19 protein-coding genes are annotated in these 22,465 nt (G+C 61.1%); 6 read left to right on the forward strand and 13 right to left on the reverse strand.

All coding sequences use genetic code 11. The features are described 5' to 3' along the window. The first annotated feature begins 100 nt into the window (after positions 1 to 100). Together hexR and ACKZ62_RS28830 are read left to right on the forward strand one after the other, a co-directional pair. Positions 101 to 967, forward strand: coding sequence for a transcriptional regulator HexR (hexR, locus tag ACKZ62_RS28825; protein ID WP_003177007.1), 867 nt, complete (start codon positions 101 to 103; stop codon positions 965 to 967). Between the two features lie 224 nt (positions 968 to 1,191). Then, complete coding sequence (locus ACKZ62_RS28830) at positions 1,192 to 1,389, forward strand: PA3496 family putative envelope integrity protein (RefSeq protein ID WP_081797576.1); 198 nt, start codon at positions 1,192 to 1,194, stop codon at positions 1,387 to 1,389. Here the strand turns inward: ACKZ62_RS28830 and ACKZ62_RS28835 are convergent. Further along, entirely contained in the window at positions 1,319 to 2,293 is a 975-nt protein-coding gene (locus ACKZ62_RS28835) for a LysR family transcriptional regulator (protein ID WP_447096167.1), read from the reverse strand. The two genes, ACKZ62_RS28830 and ACKZ62_RS28835, sit on opposite strands and share 71 nt — an antisense overlap. A gap of 194 nt (positions 2,294 to 2,487) precedes the next feature. Here ACKZ62_RS28835 and ACKZ62_RS28840 point away from each other — a divergent pair, with 194 nt between their 5' ends. Together ACKZ62_RS28840 and oadA are read left to right on the forward strand one after the other, a co-directional pair. After that, positions 2,488 to 3,903 (forward strand): acetyl-CoA carboxylase biotin carboxylase subunit, encoded by a 1,416-nt coding sequence (locus ACKZ62_RS28840; protein WP_003213442.1) that lies wholly within the window; start codon positions 2,488 to 2,490, stop codon positions 3,901 to 3,903. A gap of 11 nt (positions 3,904 to 3,914) precedes the next feature. Next, entirely contained in the window at positions 3,915 to 5,723 is a 1,809-nt protein-coding gene (oadA, locus tag ACKZ62_RS28845) for a sodium-extruding oxaloacetate decarboxylase subunit alpha (protein ID WP_447096168.1), read from the forward strand. A 60-nt stretch (positions 5,724 to 5,783) separates the two neighbouring features. On the opposite strand, the gene ACKZ62_RS28850 is transcribed toward oadA, so the two are convergent. From ACKZ62_RS28850 to ACKZ62_RS28865, 4 genes are all read right to left on the reverse strand, one after another. After that, complete coding sequence (locus ACKZ62_RS28850; protein ID WP_447096169.1) at positions 5,784 to 6,869, reverse strand: autotransporter outer membrane beta-barrel domain-containing protein; 1,086 nt, start codon at positions 6,867 to 6,869, stop codon at positions 5,784 to 5,786. Between the two features lie 11 nt (positions 6,870 to 6,880). Further along, positions 6,881 to 7,093, reverse strand: coding sequence for a hypothetical protein (locus ACKZ62_RS28855; protein WP_447096170.1), 213 nt, complete (start codon positions 7,091 to 7,093; stop codon positions 6,881 to 6,883). Between the two features lie 162 nt (positions 7,094 to 7,255). After that, positions 7,256 to 8,026 (reverse strand): amino acid ABC transporter permease, encoded by a 771-nt coding sequence (locus ACKZ62_RS28860; RefSeq protein ID WP_032884479.1) that lies wholly within the window; start codon positions 8,024 to 8,026, stop codon positions 7,256 to 7,258. Next, positions 8,023 to 8,844: an ABC transporter substrate-binding protein gene (locus ACKZ62_RS28865; RefSeq protein ID WP_032884478.1), complete on the reverse strand. Its 822-nt coding sequence runs from the start codon at positions 8,842 to 8,844 to the stop codon at positions 8,023 to 8,025. The genes ACKZ62_RS28860 and ACKZ62_RS28865 overlap by 4 nt, the downstream gene beginning before the upstream one ends. A 112-nt stretch (positions 8,845 to 8,956) precedes the next feature. Between ACKZ62_RS28865 and ACKZ62_RS28870 the strand changes: the two genes are divergently transcribed. Further along, on the forward strand, positions 8,957 to 9,853 hold the full coding sequence (locus tag ACKZ62_RS28870; protein ID WP_095185240.1) for a homocysteine S-methyltransferase family protein: 897 nt from the start codon (positions 8,957 to 8,959) through the stop codon (positions 9,851 to 9,853). Positions 9,854 to 9,856: 3 nt separating this feature from the next. On the opposite strand, the gene ACKZ62_RS28875 is transcribed toward ACKZ62_RS28870, so the two are convergent. From ACKZ62_RS28875 to ACKZ62_RS28885, 3 genes are read right to left on the reverse strand one after another with little or no spacing between them, the layout of a single operon-like run. Further along, complete coding sequence (locus ACKZ62_RS28875) at positions 9,857 to 10,531, reverse strand: GNAT family N-acetyltransferase (RefSeq protein WP_032884476.1); 675 nt, start codon at positions 10,529 to 10,531, stop codon at positions 9,857 to 9,859. 10 nt (positions 10,532 to 10,541) lie between these two features. Continuing rightward, positions 10,542 to 10,988, reverse strand: coding sequence for a GNAT family N-acetyltransferase (locus ACKZ62_RS28880; protein ID WP_032884475.1), 447 nt, complete (start codon positions 10,986 to 10,988; stop codon positions 10,542 to 10,544). Then, positions 10,985 to 11,623 (reverse strand): FMN-binding negative transcriptional regulator, encoded by a 639-nt coding sequence (locus ACKZ62_RS28885; protein WP_122754173.1) that lies wholly within the window; start codon positions 11,621 to 11,623, stop codon positions 10,985 to 10,987. The genes ACKZ62_RS28880 and ACKZ62_RS28885 overlap by 4 nt, the downstream gene beginning before the upstream one ends. A gap of 87 nt (positions 11,624 to 11,710) precedes the next feature. Here ACKZ62_RS28885 and pdxR point away from each other — a divergent pair, with 87 nt between their 5' ends. Next, on the forward strand, positions 11,711 to 13,306 hold the full coding sequence (gene pdxR / locus ACKZ62_RS28890) for a MocR-like pyridoxine biosynthesis transcription factor PdxR (protein ID WP_447096171.1): 1,596 nt from the start codon (positions 11,711 to 11,713) through the stop codon (positions 13,304 to 13,306). On the opposite strand, the gene ACKZ62_RS28895 is transcribed toward pdxR, so the two are convergent. The 5 genes from ACKZ62_RS28895 to ACKZ62_RS28915 form a co-directional block, all read right to left on the reverse strand. Next, on the reverse strand, positions 13,261 to 17,904 hold the full coding sequence (locus ACKZ62_RS28895; protein ID WP_447096172.1) for a dermonecrotic toxin domain-containing protein: 4,644 nt from the start codon (positions 17,902 to 17,904) through the stop codon (positions 13,261 to 13,263). The two genes, pdxR and ACKZ62_RS28895, sit on opposite strands and share 46 nt — an antisense overlap. A gap of 166 nt (positions 17,905 to 18,070) precedes the next feature. Beyond that, positions 18,071 to 19,162, reverse strand: a complete 1,092-nt coding sequence (locus ACKZ62_RS28900; RefSeq protein WP_122756215.1) for an extracellular solute-binding protein — start codon at positions 19,160 to 19,162, stop codon at positions 18,071 to 18,073. Next, positions 19,159 to 20,193 (reverse strand): histone deacetylase family protein, encoded by a 1,035-nt coding sequence (locus ACKZ62_RS28905; RefSeq protein WP_122681897.1) that lies wholly within the window; start codon positions 20,191 to 20,193, stop codon positions 19,159 to 19,161. The genes ACKZ62_RS28900 and ACKZ62_RS28905 overlap by 4 nt, the downstream gene beginning before the upstream one ends. Before the next feature lie 137 nt (positions 20,194 to 20,330). After that, the gene (locus tag ACKZ62_RS28910; protein WP_447096173.1) at positions 20,331 to 21,323 is read right to left on the reverse strand and encodes an AraC family transcriptional regulator; all 993 of its coding nucleotides are present in this window, start codon (positions 21,321 to 21,323) and stop codon (positions 20,331 to 20,333) included. A gap of 105 nt (positions 21,324 to 21,428) precedes the next feature. Continuing rightward, on the reverse strand, positions 21,429 to 22,406 hold the full coding sequence (locus ACKZ62_RS28915; protein WP_032884468.1) for an asparaginase: 978 nt from the start codon (positions 22,404 to 22,406) through the stop codon (positions 21,429 to 21,431). Between the last annotated feature and the right edge of the window lie 59 nt (positions 22,407 to 22,465).

Below are 22,465 nucleotides of genomic sequence, written 5' to 3' on the forward strand. Positions count from 1 at the left end.
GCAATTAAGTGATGCGTCGGACGGGCAAAACGACAATTCTTGTAGTATAACTACAAGCTTGCTACATCCCCTGGCCCTGCCAATAACAAGAGTCCGTCCTTTGAACCTGTTGCAACATATCGCCCAGTCGCGCCACCTGTTACGCAAATCGGAACTCAAGGTTGCCGATCACGTGCTGCTTGACCCTGCGGCTGTGATGCACAGTTCCATGGCCGACTTGGCCCACAGCGTTGGCATCAGCGAGCCCACCATCGTGCGCTTCTGCCGCGCCATCGGTTGCTCCGGGTTCCAGGACCTGAAACTCAAATTGGCCCAAAGCCTGGCCGCCGGTGCCAGTTTTGGTCAGTTTGCAATCCATGAAGACGACTCCGTCGCCGATTACAGCCTCAAGATCTTTGACACCACCTTGCACACCCTCATGGAAGTGCGCGAGAAACTCGACCCGGTGGAGCTGCAAAAAGCCGTGACTGCCATGTCCCAGGCCCAGCGTGTGGAGTTCTACGGCTTCGGTGCGTCCGGCGCGGTGGCGGCAGATGCCCAGCACAAATTCTTCCGCCTGCTGCTGACAGCAGCGGCTTACAGCGACCCGCATATGCAGGCGATGTCGGCGGTGACTTTGAAGCCGACGGATGTGGCGATCTGTATTTCCCAGTCGGGCCGCTCCAAGGATCTGCTGATCACCGCCAATCTGGTGCGTGAAAGCGGCGCGTCGTTGATTACTCTGTGCCCGAGTCAGACGCCGTTGGCCGAACTGTCCACAGTCAACCTGGCGATCGACGTGCATGAAGACACCGAGATCTACACGCCTCTGACGTCACGCATCGCCCATCTGGTGGTAATCGATGTGTTGGCGATGGGCGTGGCCATGGCGCGCGGACCGAGCCTGGTCAACCACCTCAAGAGTGTGAAACGCAGCTTGCGTAGCCTGCGGTTGTCGCCCAAGTCCGTCAAAGCCCTCGACGACTGATCCAGGGCCATACACGCTCAAAATGTGGGAGGGGGTTTGCTCCCGATAGCAGTGGGTCAGTCAAAGAGAAATCGGCTGATGTACTGTAATCGGGAGCAAGCCCCCTCCCACATTTGGATTGTTTACCTATTCGGAAGATTCATCGTCCTGTAACCCCCGCGCCGTTAAACCGTCATCGCTACTACCCATCCTGTACTCCCCGTACTCGCTTTGGGAGACACCAAATGGCCCGTCCCTACGAAGACAGCAACAGCACTGTAAAGACCCGTCGTCAGCAGGAAGACCAGCGTCGCATGGCGTTCCGTCGCGCAATTGAAGACCGTTGCCAGGAGCGCCAACTGCTCCAGAGCATCAGTGACTACCCAGAACTCCACTGGCAGGCACCCGCGGCTGCCCAGCGAAGCGTTCAGCCAGCGCGCTGATTTGCACACGCTCGCTGCGAATAAAGCCCAGGAACGCATGGGCCACCGGTGAAAGGCGCTTGGCCTTGGCTTGCACCAGGCACCAACTGCGGTACAGCGGCAGCTCTTCCACCGGCAGCTCCTTGAGCCCGCCGGTGGCCAGTTCCATATTCACCGCATGGCGCGTCAGCAAAGCCACGCCCAAGCCTGCGCACACGCATTCACGCTGCGCCTCGGCCGAAGCCACTTCCACCGTCTGGGTGAAGTGCACGCGCTTCTCCTTGAAATACTCCTCGCAGGCCAGTCGCGTGCCGGAGCCCGGTTCGCGCACCAATAGTGTGTAAGGCTCCAGGTCTTGCAGACGCAGTGGCCCCTGCAGACTCAATGGATGATCGGGTGGAGCGACGGCAACAATCGGATTGTTGAGAAACGGCAGGAATTCCAACCCCATGTCTTGGGGCACCATGGACATAATCACGAGGTCGTCGCGGTTGTCGGAAAGACGCCGGATCACCTGGGCGCGGTTGACCACCGTCAGGTGCAGTTGTACTTCCGGATGCTGGTGCTTGAACGCGGCAAACAGGTGCGGCACGAAATACTTGGCACTGGATTCAATCGCGAGCTTTAGCTGACCTTGCAATGAACCTTGCATGTCCGACAGCTGCATATCGAGGTTTTCCAGGCGCCCGAAGATGTCACGACTGGCCCGTTGCAGCGCCTCGGCGGCCTCGGTCATGTAGAGTTTTTTACCGACGTAATCGAAGAGCGGCTGGCCGATCAGCTCCTCCAGCTGACGAATTTGCAGGCTGACGGCCGGTTGCGTCAGAGACATTTCCTCGGCTGCACGGCTGTAAGAGCGTAAATCGCACACTTCATTGAAAATCTGCAATTGACGCAATGTCATACGCATCAATGACTTACGCATAATTCAAATACCCATCCCGGCCGTAATGCGGTGACTATAAGTCTTTACTTATACACAACCCAATAATTATTGATTTTTGTTAATCCCTGCTGGGGCTTAGTGTGTGTCTCGCGACTGTCATGAAACATTTAGTCACGCGCCGACCTAGCTCCAGGGGTCGAAGAACGCAGCAATCGGCTCAAGGGAATTTCCAAGTGATAAAAAAGATCCTGATCGCCAACCGTGGTGAAATTGCCGTACGAATCGTGCGTGCTTGCGCCGAGATGGGCATTCGCTCGGTCGCGGTCTATTCCGACGCCGACCGCCACGCGTTGCACGTTAAACGTGCCGACGAAGCTCACAGCATTGGTGCCGAGCCTTTGGCCGGTTATCTGAACCCGCGCAAGCTGGTGAACCTGGCCGTGGAAACCGGTTGTGATGCGCTGCATCCTGGCTATGGCTTCCTGTCGGAAAATGCCGAGTTGGCAGACATCTGTGCTGAGCGTGGGATCAAGTTCATCGGCCCGTCCGCTGAAGTGATCCGCCGCATGGGCGACAAGACCGAAGCGCGCCGCAGCATGATCAAAGCCGGCGTGCCGGTCACGCCAGGCACCGAAGGCAACGTCGCCGACATCGCCGAAGCCCTCACCGAAGGCGACCGCATTGGTTACCCGGTGATGCTCAAGGCCACCTCGGGTGGTGGCGGTCGCGGGATTCGTCGTTGCAACAGTCGCGAAGAACTTGAACAAGCCTTCCCCCGCGTCATCTCCGAAGCCACCAAGGCCTTTGGTTCGGCGGAAGTGTTCCTGGAAAAATGCATCGTCAATCCCAAGCACATTGAGGCGCAGATCCTCGGTGACAGCTTCGGCAACGTGGTGCACCTGTTCGAGCGCGATTGCTCGATCCAGCGTCGCAACCAGAAGCTGATCGAGATCGCCCCAAGCCCACAGCTGACCCCTGAACAGCGCGCCTACATCGGCGACCTGTCGGTGCGCGCGGCCAAGGCCGTGGGCTACGAGAACGCCGGCACCGTGGAGTTCCTGCTCGCCGAGGGCGAGGTGTACTTCATGGAAATGAACACCCGGGTTCAGGTGGAACACACCATCACCGAAGAAATCACCGGGATCGACATCGTTCGTGAGCAGATCCGCATCGCCTCGGGCCTGCCTCTATCGGTGAAACAGGAAGACATCCAGCACCGTGGCTTCGCGTTGCAGTTCCGCATCAACGCGGAAGACCCGAAAAACAACTTCCTCCCAAGCTTCGGCAAGATCACTCGTTATTACGCGCCCGGCGGTCCCGGCGTGCGCACTGACACGGCTATCTATACCGGCTACACCATCCCACCGTTCTACGACTCCATGTGCCTCAAACTGGTGGTGTGGGCGTTGACCTGGGAAGAAGCCATGGACCGCGGCCTGCGTGCCCTGGACGACATGCGCCTGCAAGGCGTGAAGACCACTGCCGCCTACTACCAGGAAATCCTGCGCAACCCGGAATTCCGCAGCGGCCAGTTCAACACCAGTTTTGTGGAAAGCCACCCTGAGCTGACCAACTACTCGATCAAGCGCAAACCCGAAGAGCTGGCCCTGGCCATCGCCGCCGCCATCGCCGCCCACGCAGGCCTGTGAGGAACATAATAATGAGCAAGAAAATCTTCGTAACCGACACCATCCTGCGCGACGCCCACCAATCGTTGCTGGCGACCCGCATGCGTACCGACGACATGCTGCCGATCTGCGACAAGCTCGACAAAGTCGGCTACTGGTCCCTGGAAGTCTGGGGCGGCGCGACCTTCGACGCCTGCGTACGCTTTCTGAAAGAAGACCCGTGGGAGCGCCTGCGCAAACTGCGCGCCGCGTTGCCTAACACCCGCCTGCAAATGTTGCTGCGTGGTCAGAACCTGCTGGGCTACCGCCATTACAGCGACGATGTGGTGAAAGCCTTCGTCGCCAAGGCAGCAGTGAATGGCATCGATGTGTTCCGTATCTTCGATGCGATGAACGATGTGCGTAACCTGCGCGTGGCCATCGAAGCCGTAAAAGCCGCCGGCAAACATGCCCAAGGCACCATCGCTTACACCACGAGCCCGGTGCACACCATCGAGGCGTTCGTGGCGCAGGCCAAGCAACTGGAATCCATGGGTTGCGATTCGATCGCGATCAAGGACATGGCCGGCCTGCTGACCCCATACGCCACCGGCGAGCTGGTCAAGGCGCTGAAGGCCGAGCAGAACCTGCCGATATTCATCCACTCCCATGACACCGCCGGCTTGGCCGCGATGTGCCAACTCAAGGCCATCGAAAACGGTGCAGACCATATCGACACGGCCATCTCCAGCTTCGCCTGGGGCACCAGCCACCCGGGTACCGAGTCGATGGTCGCCGCCCTTAAAGGCAGCGAATTCGATACCGGCCTCGACTTGGAACTGCTGCAAGAGATCGGTCTGTACTTCTACGCCGTGCGCAAGAAGTACCACCAGTTCGAAAGCGAATTCACCGCCGTCGACACCCGTGTGCAAGTCAACCAGGTACCGGGCGGGATGATTTCCAACCTGGCCAACCAGTTGAAAGAGCAGGGCGCCCTCAACCGTATGAGCGAAGTACTGGCCGAAATCCCGCGTGTGCGTGAAGACCTCGGCTTCCCGCCGCTGGTCACGCCAACGTCGCAGATCGTCGGCACTCAAGCGTTCTTCAACGTGCTGGCCGGTGAGCGCTACAAGACCATCACCAATGAGGTGAAGCTTTACCTGCAAGGCGGCTACGGCAAAGCGCCGGGCACTGTGAACGAGCAGTTGCGTCGCCAGGCCATCGGCAGCGAAGAAGTGATCGACGTGCGCCCAGCCGACCTGCTTAAGCCAGAGATGACCAAGCTGCGCGGAGAAATCGGCGCATTGGCCAAATCCGAAGAAGACGTGCTGACCTACGCCATGTTCCCGGACATCGGCCGCAAGTTCCTCGAAGAACGCGACGCCGGCACCTTGGCCCCGGAAGTGTTGTTACCCATCCCTGAAGCCGGCGGCGTAGCCCGTGCCGGTGGCGAAGGTGTGCCGACCGAGTTCGTCATCGACGTACACGGCGAAAGCTACCGCGTGGACATCACCGGTGTCGGCGTGAAAGCCGAAGGTAAGCGTCATTTCTACCTGTCCATCGACGGTATGCCGGAAGAAGTGGTGTTCGAGCCGCTCAACGAATTTGTCGGCGGCGGCAGCAGCAAGCGCAAGCAGGCCAGCGAGCCGGGCCATGTCAGCACCGCAATGCCGGGCAATATCGTTGACGTGCTGGTCAAGGAAGGCGACGTGGTCAAGGCCGGTCAGGCAGTGTTGATTACCGAAGCCATGAAGATGGAAACCGAAGTGCAGGCACCGATTGCCGGCAAGGTGACCGCTGTCCATGTGGCCAAGGGCGACCGGGTGAACCCTGGCGAAATCTTGATTGAAGTCGAAGGCTGATACAGCCTTCGACACTAACGTTTAATCCTCGGGGGGCATGTGCCCCCTTTTTTTTCGCCTTTAAAACGCCATCGCCCACTGGCCCGTCAGACCCTGGTTGCGGCTGTTGCTGCCAAATTCCGCGGTGTAGGCCAGGCCGACGCTGTGTTCGGCCGACAGCGTCAGGTCCAGGCCGGTGCGCAGCGCGAGGCTGTTGCGGTCAAGAGACGTGCCGCCGATGGTGAACTCACTGTTGAAGTCCTCGCGTTTTTCATGGACGAAGGACTGGCGCACGCGGCTGTCGACATTGCCATACAGGTGTTTCCAACTGCTGCTCAGGTGCGGTTTGAGGGTCATGCGGTTGCCCAGCGCGAAGTCTTGGGAGACTCGCACGCCGAAGGTATTGCTGAGGTTCTGCTGGGTTTGTGTGCCAACGTTCAGCGCGCCGTAGCCGCCTTTTTCCTCGAAACGATCACGCTGGTAGCGCTGGAAGCCGACGGCGGCATAGGGCTCGGCACGCCAGCCGGCAGCGTCCAACTGATAGCCCAACTCGGCAAAAGCGTTCTGGCTGTGGGCCTTGTATTTGCCGCTGAGCTGCTCACGATAGTCGAGCAAGCCTAGATCGACCGAGCGTTTGTTCTGCCCGCGATGGCTGCTGTAAAGCGCACCGAGGCGCATCGAGAGCGGCCCGTCCTGACGTGCGGCGTAGGTGCCGAGGTGCCAGCTGTCCACTTCACCCTTGAAACCCTTGGTGCTCAAGTCGCTGCCGGACTTGCCGCCCACCACACCGATTCGCCACGCGTGGTCGATTGACCAGTCGGCGCCGAGCAGCACGCCTTGGGTGCTTTGGCTCAAGCCGGCGCTGCCGTGTTGGGCGTCGAGCCTGCCGCCGCTGTCCAGGCCCTGCAGCCAAACTCGGCCTGTCTCGCGGGTGTCCATATCTAACTGACGTACTGCCGAGAGCAGGCTGGCGTTCAACTGCTTCAGGGCGTTTTGCGTGGCGGTGCCCAGATTGGCGTTTTGGCTGCCGGCCAGTTGCTCAAGCGCGGCCCCGACCTGGCCGGGTGCAAGGCTGGACAGGTACTCGCCGTAATCGTCCAGCTCGTCCTTGGCCTGTTCGCTGATTTCGTCCGACGCGTACAGTTCATCCACGGCAGCGTCGAGCACGCGGGCGACGTTCAGGCCGTTGCGACTCGTCGCCCGATCCGCGAAGTAGAAGTCATCTGGCCCTGGGACGCCGGTTCGAACTGTCGGCTTTCATCGGGCATGACAATCCAATCAAGCCATTCGCTGTCCGGCTCCATATCGCCCCGTGCCTGCGCGTCTTGAGTACTCGCGACACCCAGCGACAGCATGATCGCCAGTGCGAGTTGTTTGTGTATGAACGGCATGTAGGCCCACCTCTTGATATTTGAGGCGGGGAATTTAGCGATGCTCAGGCGGGATAAATGTCAGGCGCAGTGCCGCTGGATTGCAGGAGACTTCCCAGGTCTTGTGCGATAAGGCGCGCGGTTTGCAGAGGGGGGGCGGGTGCGACGCGCGCTCTACTGACTTCACCCGCGCCGAACATAGCCCTTGCCAAAGTGACGTTCCATCCGCGCCTGGATCAATTCCAGGGCGAGGGACATCACCCAGTAGATGATCGCGGCAGTGGTGAGCATCTCGATGTAGCGATAGCTTGAGCGGCCGTAGGATTGCGCGAGGAACATCACTTCCCACACGCCCATCACCGAGATCAGGGACGAGTCCTTGAGCATCGAGATGAATTGGTTAGTCGCGGGCGGAACAATGGTGCGCATGGCTTGGGGCAGGGTGACGTGCCAGAAGATCGCGTTATCGCGCATGCCCAGCGCGAGGGCGGCTTCGCGTTGGCCGTGGGGCACGCCAAGGATGCCGGCGCGGAAGATTTCGCTCAGGTACGCGCCATAGTTCAGCGACAGTGCAATGATCCCAGCCGTGATCGCGCCGGGCACCAGGCCCAGTTGCGGCATGCCCAGATAGATCAGCAGGATCTGGATCAGCAACGGCGTGCCACGGAAGAACGAGGCGTAGAAGGTGGCGATGCCAAACGCCACCGCGCTGCTGGACAGGCGCCCCAGTGCCGTGACGAAGCCCAGCGCCGACGACACCAGAATCGAACACAGGCACAGGAACAGCGTTAACGCCGCGCCCTGCAGGAAACCATTGGGCGCCAGGTGCAGGCCGACCAGGTTGGGCAGCTTGTCGAGAATGATCGAGAACTTCAGGTCAAAGCTCAGGAAGAAGCTCGCAAACAGGGCGAACAGCGCCGCCCAGGTCAGGTAAAGCCGCGTGCGAAAACTCATCGGCTGATATCAGCGCCGATCCATTTTTGCGACAGCTTGCTCAAGGTGCCGTCCTGCTTGAGCTGGGCAAACACCTCACGCACTTTGCTGTCCCACGCGGCGTCGCCTTTTTCGATAGCTACCGAGTTGGGCTCCGAGTACAGCGGTTCGCCAGCAAGCTTGAAGCGTTTGTCCTGGGTCAGGCGAGGCTGTGCGGTCACCAGGTTGGTAAGGATCGCGTCCAGGCGCACGCCGGCGCCGAGACCGAGGTCCTGGAAGGCGACGTTGTCAGTGTCGTACGGCGCGATCTGCACCTCTTCGAACGGGTACTGCAGTTGTGTGTCTTCGGCGCCTTCGATCACCAGGTTCTTGTTCAGGTAGCTTTCATAGCTGGAGGCACTGGTGAGGCCGACTTTCTTGCCGCTCAAATCCTTGGCGGCGTGAATGCGGTCGTCCTTGGCATTGACCACGATCACGGCCGGCGAGGCGTAGTACTCCACCGGGAAGTCGAACACTTCGGCGCGAGCCTTGCTCGGGGTCATCGAGCAAATGCAAATATCGTAGCGCCCGCTCCAGCGGCCAGCGGCGATCACGTCCCACGATGGCGTTTCCAAACGCAGCTTCACACCCAATTTTTGCGCCACGGCCTTGGCCACATCGACGTCAAAACCATCCAGCTGGTTCTGGTCATTGAGAAACGAGAACGGCGGATAGCTTTCCATCAGCACGCCCACCAGCTCTTTTTTCTGTTCGATCCGGTCCAGGGTCGTACCGCCAAACGCCTGGGTGGAGGCAGCCAGTGTCATCAGGCCCAGGGCCAGCAGGGGTTTAAGTTTCACGAAGGACACCTTTAGAAAAAAGAGTTGGTATGAAGCGAATTGAACGTATTAAATAGTTATAAGAACGACTCTCATAGTGAGTTATTTTCATAAGCTTATGAGTAAAAAGCATATGGGCGCAGAAACAGTAATTCTCGATGGCGGCATGGGCCGTGAACTGCAGCGCCGTGGCGCGCCGTTTCGCCAGCCGGAGTGGTCGGCATTGGCGCTGAGCGAAGCGCCGCAGGCGGTGGAGGCTGTGCATGCGGCCTATATCGACAGCGGTGCCAACGTGATCACCAGCAACAGCTACGCGGTGGTGCCGTTTCATATCGGTGAAGCGCGGTTTGCTGCCGAAGGCCAGGCCTTGGCGGCGTTGGCCGGCGAATTGGCGCGTCGTGCGGTAACGGCGTCGGGCAAAAACGTGCGGGTGGCCGGTTCGCTGCCGCCGCTGTTTGGCTCCTATCGTCCGGACTTGTTTGAAGCACAGCGCGTGTCTGAGTTGCTCACCCCACTGGTGCAGGGTCTCGCGCCTCACGTCGACTTGTGGCTGGCGGAAACCCAGAGCTCAATCGTCGAGGCGCGGGCGATTCATGCCGGCCTGCCTCAGGATGGCAAGCCGTTCTGGCTGTCGTTTACCTTGAAAGATGAAGACACTGACGACGTCCCGCGCCTGCGCTCCGGCGAGCCGGTGGCAGACGCGGCCGAAGTGGCGGCGCAGTTGGGTGTGCAAGTGTTGTTGTTCAATTGCAGCCAGCCGGAAGTGATTGGCGCGGCCATCGACGCGGCGCGTCAAACCTTCGAGCGTCTGGGCGTGTCGATCCAGATCGGCGCCTACGCCAATGCCTTCCCGCCGCAACCCAAGGAAGCCACGGCCAACGATGGCCTGGATCCGTTGCGCGAGGACCTCGATCCGCCGGGCTACCTGCATTGGGCCGCGGACTGGCAGAAACGCGGTGCCAGCCACCTGGGCGGTTGCTGCGGGATCGGGCCGGAGCACATTGCGGTGCTGGCCCAGAAGCTGAACTAAGGCTTAAGCCTGGCGGCACTGCGCCAGGCTTTTTACCTGACCCGAGGCGGTTTGGTTGGACTCCGACAACCACGCCTCAAACCCCGCGCCCACCGTCGGCCATTCCGAATCCAAAATCGAATACCACGCCGTATCCCGGTTCTGCCCCTTGACCACCATATGCTGGCGGAACACCCCCTCAAAACTGAACCCCAACCGCTCAGCCGCATATTTGGAGCGGGCGTTGCCGTTGTTGCATTTCCATTCCAGGCGGCGGTAGCCCTGCTCGAACGCGTATTTGGCCAAGAGGTACACCGCTTCGGTGCTTTTGGGTGAGCGCTGCATCGGTGCGCCGAAGGTGACATGCCCGATTTCTATGCGGCCTTGGGCCGGGACGATGGACATCAGGCTGAGGATGCCCTGCACCTGGCCGGTCGCGCGGTCGACGATGCTGAAGAAGTACGGGTCGGTATTGGCCGCGTGGTTGTTCAGCCACGCATCGAACGCGGCGCGCTCGGTAAACGGGCCGTACGGCAAGTAATCCCACAGCTTGGGGTCGGCGCCGGGGCCTTCGAGGGCTTGCCACAGTTGATCGGCGTGGCGCGCCGGGTCGAGTTTTTCCAGGTGGATAAAGCGCCCTTCGAGCAGTTGAGCGGTGGGCGCCGGGACGCCTTTCCAGTCGGCGAGGGAAGTAGACATGCTGCGCTCCTTAAAGACCTTTACGAAATTGAATGAAGCCAGGGCGTTCGGCGATGCGCTCGTAGAGTTGGATCGCGGTGGCGTTGGTCTCGTGGGTCAGCCAGTGCACCTTGCAGCAGCCGTCGGCCTTGGCAGTGGCGTAGACGAACTCGATCAGTTTACGGCCGACACCGGTGCCGCGTTGGGCAGGGTCCACCAGCAAATCCTGCAAATAGCAGGAGTTCTCGATGCTCCAATTAGATCGGTGATAGATGAAGTTGACCATGCCCACCGCCTTGCCGTCCTGCCAGGCCAGTGCCGAATGGGTCGGCTCGCTGGCGTCGATCAGGCGCTGCCAGGTGCTTTGGCTGACGGCGTCCGGCAGTTCGGTGTTGTAGAACGTCAAGTACGCCTGCCACAGCGGCAACCAGGCGGCGTGGTCGGCTGCGGTGACCTGGCGGATGTCGATCTGGCTCATTCTGAAACTCCTTGGGGAATAAAACGTGCGAGGGTCTGGTCGCGCACGTCCGCGCTGGCGGCGAGGCCGTCGCGCACGCCGGCGATGTCCGCCGCGCTGCGGTTCTGGCTGAGTTTGCGTTTGCCGATCAGGCGATCGATGGGCAATGCAAAGCCGACGATGGCCTTGAGCATGCCGTCGATGTAATCAGCGGGGGCGTCGCTGACTTTCCATGGTTGCGCACGGTTACCTTCGTGGCGGTCGGTGAGGGCGCTGACCAGCGCCAGCAGGCGCTCGGCATCGGTAAACACCTCGGCCTTGCCGTAGGCATGCACGGCGATGTAATTCCAGGTCGGCACCACTTTGCCGTGCTCGGCCTTGGCCGGGTAAAACGCCGGGCTGATATACGCGTCGGCGCCGGCAAAAATCAGCAGGGCGTCGTTGCCATTCTGTAAATCGCGCCACTGCGGATTGGCCTTGGCCAAGTGCCCGTAAAGCGTGCCGTTGGGGCCTTCATCGGGGTTGAGCAGCAGCGGCAAGTGGCTGGCTTGCAGGCCTTGCTCGCCAAAGGTCACCAGTTGCGCCAGGCGGGTGTGCTGGATCAATTGATGCAGTTCGGGTAAGTCGTCGAGGGCAAAGGCGCGAGGTGTGTACATGAATATTTTCCTTGGCGAATGCCAGCATCCTAGGCAGGCTAATGGTCCGTTGTAAGAGCCATCTACGGCCAATTTCATAGGTCCAATATGTCGCCGACTGCGCCGCCTCTGTCATTCAACCCCGCCGGTATCGAGCTGGATCGCGGCCAGGGCCTGACGCGCCAGCTCTATGAAGCCCTACGCCAGCGCGTACTCGATGGTCGCCTGATCAGCGGCACGCGCCTGCCGGCCAGCCGTGACCTGGCCGCCGCGCTGTCGATTTCGCGCAACAGCGTGGTACGTGCCTACGATCAGCTGTATGCCGAGGGGTTTATCGAAGGGCGTGTCGGCGATGGCACTTACGTCGCTCAACTGCCCTCGGCGAAAAAACTGTCCACAAAAGTATCCACAGGGTTACACACAGGCTTATCCCCAGCCTTATCCACAAAATGGGAAAATTTGCCGGCGGATCTCGATGATGAAGTTATCCACAGACCGGCCCTGGGGCGACTGCAAAACCACTACCTGTCGCAGCCACCCGCAGGGCCGCCGAAGGCGTTTCGAGTCGGTGTGCCGGCTTTCGATCTGTTCCCGTTCGAGGTCTGGGCCAAGCTGAACGGGGCCTTCTGGCGCAAGCCGGACCTGCAACAGCTGTGCTATGGCGACCCCGCAGGCGATGGGCGTCTGCGCGGGCTGATCGCGGCATACCTGCGCAGTTCGCGGGGGATGCAATGTACGGCTGAGCAAATAGTGATCACCAGTGGTGCACAGCAGGCGATTAGCCTTTGTGCACAGTTGCTGGTGGAGCCCGGCGATGGCGTGGCCGTGGAAAACCCTGGCTATCGCGCCGCAGGCCATGCATTTGCCCTGGCCGGTGGGTGCCTGCATGGGGTGCCGGTGGACAGTGACGGCATCGACTGCCAGGCCCTCGATCAACTGGGCGACTGTCGCCTGGCGTACGTCACGCCTTCCCATCAATACCCTTTGGGCGTGGTGATGAGCCTGGCGCGGCGCTTGGAATTGCTGGCCTGGGCCGAGCGCCGAGGCGGCTGGATCGTCGAAGATGACTACGACGGCGAATACCGATACAGCGGCGCGCCCCTGTCACCGTTGGCCGCGCTGGACCGCAGTGGTCGCGTGCTCTACGTGGGCACCTTCGGCAAAGTCGCGTTTCCGGCGCTGCGCCTGGGTTATCTGGTGTTGCCGCCGGGTCTGGTGGACGCCTTCTCACGGCGCCGCGCGGTCGACATGCGCCACTCGGAAGTCAGCACTCAGGCAGTGATGGCCGAGTTCATGGCGGCGGGCCATTTTCAACGGCACATCCGCCGCATGCGCCGCGCAGCATTAAGCCGGCGCAATGCCTTGCTGGCCGGTTGGCCCAGCGGTCTGCCGGGGGTTGGCGAGTTGCCGAGCGTAGCGGCGGGGCTGCACATGACGGTGCGCGTGGACAGCTTGGCCCGCGAACAGCAACTGCTGGAGCAGGCCCGCTCGGCCGACGTTGAGGTCAATGGTCTGAGCAGCTACTGGCTGGCGCACTCCACCACACCGGCGGATCAACGCGCCGGCCTGGTATTGGGGTTTGCCGCCGTGCCTGAAGCCGCGATTGCCGACGCGCTGAAGCGTCTGCGCAAGGCCTGGGGCGCCGACAAGCAGTACGGTCAGCTGTCAAAAAACAGCGATTTGGCGAGTTTCGACCCGATCTGACTGCGGTAAATCGCGATCTGGTCGTGGTCGTTCAAGCCGGTGCGCTGCAGGCTTCCCCCTTGCTTCTGTTGTTCACGCGTCTTGAGGTGCCCGGCGATATATTCTTCGGCGGCCGCTTGCGCTGAGCTGTAGTGAAAGTGGGCATACCACAGCACGTTGTGGGTTTGATGGTCGCGTATTTCGTACTCGTCCAGAAAGTCTTTGCCCGGCCCTTTGAGGCGACGCCGGGTGATGACCTTGGCAATTTCCACCAAACCCCGGTCAAACAGCCACTCCACCCGTGCCGCTGTGGGCGGTTGCTGCTTGGTCATGCTGATCCGGGTCGTGGTGCCCAGCTCGTACAGGCGCTGCGCCGCGTCGTTGAGCTGCTTGTTAGTGGAGGCTGCGGAAGGGCGGTCGCTTTCGGTCAGATTACGTTGGGTCAACGCTTCTTCGATGCGGCTGACGGCACGCTCCAGGCGAGCGGCGTATTGGTGGAACATCTCCTCGATTTCGACCGGAATGCGCCCGGCCTTTTTTGAGTGGCCCAGGGTCCGCAAGGTCGCGGCAGGTTCGTCCTGAAGCAACTGGTCACCCTCTTCGAGGCTCACGTTCAGGTCTATTGCCTGGGGCGGTCGCGGTCCGGAAGGGCGGCTGTCGCGTTCGACCCACACCCCAGGCTCTTTCTCATGGAAGGTCGCAATGACTTTGCCCGTCAGCGGCGACTTTACATCCACCAGCCCTTCTTCGGCCGCGCGCGGTTCGCCGACCACCACGCCGTTGAAGCGTGTCTTGATGATCTTGCGCTTGGGGGGTGATGCGGTTTTCGAACTGCCGGGCTTGGGCTCCAACGCTTTGCTTTCCCTGAGCAACAGGGCCAGCTCGCGAACGACGTGCTGATTGAATTCGTTGATCTGCTTGCGCAGGGTTTCCAGGGGCTCGCGCTGTACCTGCTCGGGGTATTCGGCATGCAGGTCCAGCAGGCGCTGGTCAACGATGGAAAATTGATCGACCAGGCTGTTGAGCACGTCGATACGCTCCTCCAACGAGCGAATAGCCGTGTCGGCCAGCGCCTCCGTGCAGCTCTGTATGTGAAGATCGGCGGCATCGACGATGGTGTCGAGCAGCTCGCGCGCGGTATCGAACGCTTCGCCGTCGCCCTCTTGGACGCACAGGTGACGGGCCAGGGTGACTTGAAACGCCTTCAAGTCCCGCAATTGAAGCTTGGGCAGGGCGTGTTGCGTGCTCTGAATGACCTTGTTGCCGTCGATGCCAAGCGTTTCCAGTTCATGAAAACGTGTCTCCACGTACTCCATGCGTCTGATCATTTCGCCCGTCATGTCCGACATGGCCCGGGCGGTTTGTGTCTTGGTCTTGGCATCAATGCCGGTGACCGACTCAAGGCTCGGGACGGAGCTTTCCAGGGTTTCACGGAACCGCGGTAAGCGTTGGTTGATGGCGGAGCGCGTCAACAGCAGTTGCTTGTGCAAATAGTCGATCATGGAGCTCTGGTAGTTGGGCACGTTATCGATAATGCCCAGTGACCTGAGTTGGCGGATCGGCACGTCGTAATCCAGGATTCGGGCGTCGACCTTGTCGATGAAGCTCTGGCGGCGCAATTCGGTGGAGGGGCCTGCTTCGTCGCCTATCGCCGTGTGTGCGCCGGCGATTTCCGACTGCCTGCTGCGCTCATTGGCGTCGAATTCGTCGAGCTGCCTGCGCAGGTCGCCGATTCGAGACGTATTGCGGATTTGCACGGCCTTGCGCCGGTTTTTGAAGCCACCACCGCGCAGGCGCAGGCGTGTGTCCACAAACCATTGGCCCGCCTTGTTGTTGAGTAGCATGGGGCCCATTCGCGAGGGATTGCCTGGGTCGATGATGACCACGTTATCCGCTTCGTCTACGTTGACTTCGAACCAGCGCGTGCCGACCACGGCGTACCATTTCTGGGCGTTCGGGTAGAGGTGCAGATAGATACCAGGCTCTGTGACCTGAGGTTCCAGGCCCGCGGGCCTCTCGATTTTGAAGCTGTCCAGCGTGGCCTCCAGGCTTGGACGGTCGGTGGGGATGGCGCCGCGAATGTTCAGCAGGCCCTGGTGCCGACTCGGCAGCTCGGTGCCCGTTACGTTGTCCAGCCGGGCCACGGAGGTTTTGCTGGGCGGCGGCTCGATTTTTTCGGCGGGTTCGACCGCTGACGATTCTGTTTTCAGCCTGGTTTCTTCGCTGGGTTTTTCGACCGGCGCGTGACGCAAGGCCCCGTGCAGCGCCAGGGCCATGCCAAGGTTGAGTAACAGGTCGACCTGGGCTATCCAGGCGCCTTCGGGGTCCGCTTCGGTGTTGTCCTGCTGGGCGATGTCCTGCAAGTCATCCATGATCTGCCAGATCCAGGCGGCGATACCGGCCGTGCGCCCCAGGAACGGCAACGTCGCATTGAAGATTTGCCAGCCTGCCTGGCGCAAGGTTGCCCAGCGTTTTTGCGCATTGGAGATTGACTGGCGGCCCGCCAGTTCGACCATGGCCTCGGCATTGGCTTTGAACAGTGCGGCCAGCGGGGCTGCGCCAAGCACCTGGTCGCTCAAGGTAATGGAGCCACTCATGTACACCATGACCTGCGGCTCGACAAGCCCTTGAATGACCGTCCATGGCGATGGCCATTTATCGGGGAATACATACTGCGCGTAGTTGAAGCGCGCCGCCTCTGGCAGCCAGGCCAGCACCGAGTCGCGAAGTGGGCGCGTGTGTTTGATGGCGTAGATAAGGTTTTGCCGTGACGGATACTGCAGCAGCGTTGGTTCCAGCAAGGGACGGTACAGCAGGCACGGGCCCGCGGCGGCGTCTTTGGCGCCGATCACGAACATATTGGCAACCACATCCTGATCATTGCCGGGGCGCAAGGTCGGTAAGAATGCCAAGGGGCGAATGACAATCTCCTGCCCGTCGACGAGTCGCCCGTGGTCTTCGTCCTGCATTACGGCAGCGACGTAGCGCGCACCGAGTTCATCGACCCCGTGCTGTTGGCGAATCTTGAGTTGCAGTGCCAGCAAAGGCAGCTGTACGCGCAAATGGTTGATGTAGAGCGTTTGTCTGCCCTTGGCCTGAACCGTATCTTCCAGCAGCGTGCGCTTGATCAGCGCCGGGTAGTGCTGGCCGATATCGATGTTTTCAATCACGCTCTTCAGGTAGGTGTAAGACAGCCACGGGGGAGCTGCGCTGCCGTTATAGAGCACGCGGGGTTGGCCGGTCGGCAGGCCTGTGAGGTTTTCCAGGGCTAGGTCGATCAGGTTACGGCGTGTGATGTCCGGCGCCGTGGGCACGATGAACGTGCTTCCCCAAACAACCGGGCTTTCGATGTGAACTTCGATCTTGTCGACGTTGATGTTTGCACCTTGGGCGTGCGCACGAATCTGGCTCTGCAACTGATCGCGGGTGTATTCGCGGATCGGCGCAATATCGTCATTGAAGGACGCGCCCTTCTGGAGGGTATGCAACTCGGCAAGATCGATCAGGCGCCGACTGTAGGTGGAAATATCCAAGTCCGAGGCGTGGGCCAGCCAGTCGGGCAACCGCTCATGGATGTCACGGATATTGGATAGCGAGTGATCGCTCAAGTCCTCGACCACCGGCAGGACGTTGGCAACCGCGACCAGGGGGCTGGCGTCGGCGTCCACGTTGATCGCTTTGCGGTCGTCTTTGTCAATCGAGCCTATTGCGTCGAGTTGCAACGCAATCAGTGCGCCGGCCAGGCTGTCGAAGAAATTGCCCGGCGGTTCGTACAGCCGCCACTGCAGGCTTAGCTCATTGTTCCGTGCGTTCATTCGGTCGGGCAGTTGTTCTCCGAATTGCTCCAGCGAGTCGAATTTTTCGTAGCCGTTGACCAGTGAGTAAACCAGGACCCGCTGGCCCTGCTCATGCTCGCCAATCACTACGGCGATGTCCATGAGGGCGGTGTGAGCGGTCTGGCTGTCTTGCAGCGCATCGACGTCGATCAGGTAGGCGTGAGTGTTGTAGCTGTCCTGGGCAGAGCGTGTGGCTCGCTCCGGAAAAAGGAACAGCGACCTGGCTATGGCGCAATCATGTTCATCCCAGCCCTCTTGCGCCGTGACATTCCATACTTTGCGCAGGGATTGTGAGAACACTTTCCAGCGGTGCCCGCTCCTGCCATCGGAGGCATTCCAGTAATTGAGGTACTGCTCCTGGAAGGCAGACAGCATCAGTTCTGACAGCTCATTGATCATGCGCGCAATGGCATCGATTTTTACCGGTAAATGCACCGGTGGTCGGGCGTCGGGTTGCAGTGTCAGGAAGTGTTCGCCATCGAGGTAGATCACCGGCTTCGGGTTCAGCATCTGGCTTGCCAGCACCGAAGTGAGCGACATGGCATAGGCCGGGGCGGATAGGACTTGATCATCGACGACGCGCCAATTCGGCGTGACGACCATGGCCAGGTCCGGGTCGATGGCCAGGGTTGGATACAGCTCCTTGAGCGCCGAGCGCAGGGTCACGGCGGCCACCTCCCGGCTGTTCGGGCCGGAGGTCAGTTGAGTCAGTAGCTCATAGGTAGTAGGGGGTCGATTGTGGCTGGTGGCCGACGGATGATCAGGAAGCGTTGCTTCAGGCATAGGCAAGTCCTTTGCAGAAATGAAGGGCGCGTGAGCGTGGGTGGCTCGGGGCCCCTTCTTGGGAAGTACGGCGCCGGGGTGCGGCGCCGTTGCAGAGGACAACGGTAGTGAGGGGAGGATTGGCGCGGGCGGTAATTACTTAGCCTGAGCCTTGTGTGAGGGGCGGTCAGGTCCCCGATTTGATCTTGGTCCAGGCCCGGGTCCTGGCGCGTTCAGCTTTACTGTCCAACGGCTTCAAGGTGTACAACGTCGCCATCGCCGCCTCGGTCGGGTACAGGTTGGGGTTATTGCGGATGGTCGGGTCGACCCGTTCGGTGGCGTCCTTGTTCGGGTTGGGGTAGCCGACGAAATCGCTGATCGGCGCAATCACCTCAGGTTGCAGCAGGTAGTTGATGAAGGCGTAGGCGTCCTGCGGGTTCTTTGCGCCCTTGGGAATGGCGAGCATGTCGAACCAGATCGGCGCGCCTTCCTTGGGCAGGCGCATGTCCACGGTCACGCCGTTCCTGGCCTCCTTGGCGCGGTTGGCAGCCTGGGAGAAGCTGCCGGAATAACCGACGGCCACACAGATGTCGCCATTGGCGATATCGGCCATGTATTTGGAGGAGTGGAAGTAGGTGATGTACGGGCGGATTTTAAGCAGCAGGGCCTCGGCTTTCTCATAGTCCTTCGGGTTATTGCTGTTGGGGTCCAGGCCCAGGTACTGCAAGGCCAGCGGCAGAATTTCCGATGGCGAATCCAGCAGGGCGACGCCGCACTGCTTGAGCTTGCTGATGTTCTCTTCCTTGAAGATCAGGTCCCAGCTGTTCACGGGAGCGTTGTCGCCCAGCACGGCCTTGACCTTGGTCGGATTGAAGCCAATCAGGATGGTGCCGTACATGTAGGGCACGGCGAATTTATTACCGGGGTCATTGGCCTCGATCAGCTTCATCAGCTTGGGGTCGAGGTGGTTCCAGTTTGGTAACTGGCTGCGGTCCAGGGGCTGGAACACGCCGGCTTCAATCTGCTTGGCCAGGAACACGTTGGACGGCACCACCACGTCATAGCCGGAGTTGCCGGTGAGTAGCTTGGCTTCCAGGGCTTCATTGGTGTCGAAGATGTCGTAGACCAGTTTGATCTGAGGGTTCTGACCCTTGAAGTCTTCCAGCGCCTTGGGGGTGATGTAGTCGAACCAGTTGTAGACCCGCAGGGTTCTTTCTTCGGCGTGGACGGCGCTGCTTAATACGGCGGCGCACAGCGCAAGCGACTTGAGCATGTTCATTGGATTGACCCCTCAAAACCTTCGAGAACGTTGACGGCATTGATGCCGATTTCTTCCACCGCGTAGCCGCCTTCCATGACGAACAGCGTGGGCTTGCCCAGCCGGGCGATACGCGCACCCATCGCCAGGTAATCCGGGCTGTCGAGCTTGAACTGCGAGATGGGATCGTCCTTGAACGTGTCTACCCCCAGGGACACCACGATGATGTCGGCGCCATAGCGCTCGATTTGCGCGCAGGCCTGATCCAGCGCGGCGCTCCAGGTATCCCAGCCGGCACCGGCCGGCAGCGGGTAATTGAAATTGAAGCCCTTACCGGCGCCGTCGCCCAGCTCATCGGCATAGCCGAGGAAGAAAGGAAACTCGGCTTCCGGATGTCCGTGGATCGAGGTGAACAGCACGTCACTGCGGTCATAGAAAATCGATTGGGTGCCGTTGCCGTGGTGGTAATCCACATCAAGGATCGCGACCTTGGCATGGCCTTGATCGAGAAAGGCCTGGGCGGCAATTGCAGCGTTATTGAGGTAGCAATAGCCGCCCATCAAGTCGCCTGCAGCGTGGTGCCCCGGTGGGCGGCAGAGGGCAAAGGCACTTTGAGCACCTTGTTGAATCGCTTGTTGCGCGGTCAGCGCCACCTGCGCTGCGCTATAGGCCGCTTGCCAGGTGCCGGCGGTGATCGGCGCGCCGCCGTCGAAGCTGTAATAGCCCAATTGACCGTGCAGGCTGGTGGGCAGCACGCGGCGCAAGGTGCGGGCTGGCCACGTGTAGGGCAGCAGGTCGCCGTCCTGGCCGAACTTAACCCAGCGTGCCCAGGCCCCTTTGAAAAAATCCAGGTAGGCGTGGCTGTGGATGCGTTGCAGCGGTGCCAATCCAAAGTCCTCGGGGGCTCGCACCGGCCCCAGGTCACGGTCCTTGACCCGTTGCAGTACGTGATCAGCACGGGAGGGCATTTCGAAACAGGGCATCAGTTGCCCGTCCATCAGTTCGCATCGACCGTGGTGCAGATGATGATCGTCCGAGTAGATCGTCAGCATAGTGGTGTACTCGCAGGCGTTTGGCGGTGTCTTGCAGTGTTGCCTCGCCGACGCGGCAAGAGAACGGCAGGAGCGGCCAAAAGGGGATGAATATGGCCAAAGACACTGTCCGTATTCGCCCCGCCTGGACGTGGGGATCAGGGGCGGAACTGGCTTGGCGCGACCCCGCTCCAGCGCACAAAGGCATGACGGAAGCTGGCGGTCTCACTGAACCCCAGGTGCTCGGCAATGCGGTGGATGGGCATTGCATCGTTGGCCAGCCACTGCTTTGCCTGCTCGAAGCGCAGTTCGTCGAGCAACTCCTGATAGCTGCTGCCCAAGTCATGCAGGTGCCGGCGTAAGGTGCGTGGCGAGCAATTCAACTGCTCCGCCAGTTTATCCAGCCCTGGCGCGGCCGGCAGTTGCGCCGCCAGCAGTTGACGCACGCGGCCCAGCCAGGCCTGGCGTCCGGTGAACTCGGTGTTTTGTTTGCGGCAGCGCTCGGTCATGGCGCGATGGGTGACGGCGTCGGCCAAGGGCAGCGGTTGATCGAGCCACTGGCGGTCGAAGGCAAAGGCGTTGCTGGTGGCGTTGAATTCCAGCGGGCAGGCGAAGCGCTCTTCGTAACGCGCCTGGTAGGTTGGCGCCGGGTATTCAAAACGCGCACCCAGCAGAGGGAGCTGGCGACCGAGCAAGTCGTCGCAGATGACGTTGAGTGAAGCCAGGCACAACTCAATATTGAACGCGGCCAGCGCAGGGTCTTCACGGTAATCGCGGGCGGTGAACCAGACGCGTTGGCCGTCCTCCTCAAGGCTCAGCTCGAAAAGTGTTCCCAACAGCGCCGGGTAGCGTAGGGCCAGGCGCAAAGCGTCACCGAAGGTGGCACTGGTGAGCAGCGCGTAGCCCAACAGGCCGTAAGACGACACGCGCATGCGCTGGCCCAGTTCCAGGCCGATGGCTTGGCGCAGGGCCACCGCGTTGGCGCACACCTGCATTTCCTGGCGCGTGGTGATGCGTGTATCGGCGTGGTTCAGGTCCGCAGCTGCAATACCGCTGCCGGCCAACAGCACCTCAGGGCTGATGCCCTGGGCGCTGAAAGCCTCAAGCACCAGCGAAACGGCGTTGAGGGTGGTCAGGTGCGAGTGCAGCATGGGGATGATCCCGGCCAATGAATACTTGAACCGAGCAATTCCCATGCCGTGCGCCGTCGGGATCGTGGCGGGAGTGACGCTCTACCGGATCGCTTGAATCGGATCTCAAGCCAACTCGGCGCACAGGTCCAGTTCGACCAGTCGGCGAATCTCGGCGTTGGCCAGGCCTGCGCCGATCAACGCATTGAGCTTGCCGAACGCGGCCTCGCGGGTCATGCCGCCACCGGACAGCACGCCCACGCCGCGCAGGCGGCTGCCGGCTTCATACACATCCAGCTCCACGCCACCTTCATGGCATTGGGTGATTGCGACCACGACCACGCCCTGATCCTGCGCGCGCTGGAGGCTGGCGAGGAACGCCGGGTTGTCGCTGGGCCCGGTGCCGCTGCCATAGCATTCAAGCAGCAGCGCCTGGATGCCGCTGTCGACCAGTGCATCCAACTGCGCGGCGGCGATGCCCGGCACCAGCGGCAACACGCCGACGTTGGCCACGGCCTTGGGCTGGCGATAATCCAGGGCGGCGGGCAGTGCCTCGGCCTTGGCTACGCCACCGTTACGCTGCAGCGCGGCGAAGGGGTTGCGACCAAAGCTGCGCACTTTCGCGCAGCGGGTCGGCGCCATCAGCGCACCGTGGAAAAACAGGTGCACGCCGGCGTTCAGGCCTTCGCCCAGCGCCGTCAACGCGCCGCTGACGTTTTCCCAGGCATCGCTGTCAGGCACGCCGGCCGGCAGCATCGAGCCGGTAAACACCACCGGCGCCGGCAAACCCAACAGTTGGAAACTCATGGCCGCTGCGCTGTAGGCCAGGGTGTCGGTGCCGTGCAGGATCAACACCGCATCGCAGCCCTCGTCCACGGCCTCGACCACGGCACTGCGCAGGCGCTGCCAGTAAGCGGGGGTCATGTTGGCGCTGTCGATCAGCGGCGCCATTTCGCGAAAGCGCCAGGCTGGCAATGGCGCGTCGGCCAGTTGCTCGCGCATGCGCGCTTCGAAGCCGGACGCGGGCGCCAGGCCATTTGCGCTGGCCTGCATGCCAATGGTCCCGCCGGTGTAGAGCACCATCACGTTGTTAGCTGGTTGCATGAACAAATCTCCTGAACGAAAAACGCCGCCGGGCCCAGAGCATGCCCAAGGCCAGGCGG

This window comes from Pseudomonas sivasensis, from assembly GCF_052938085.1.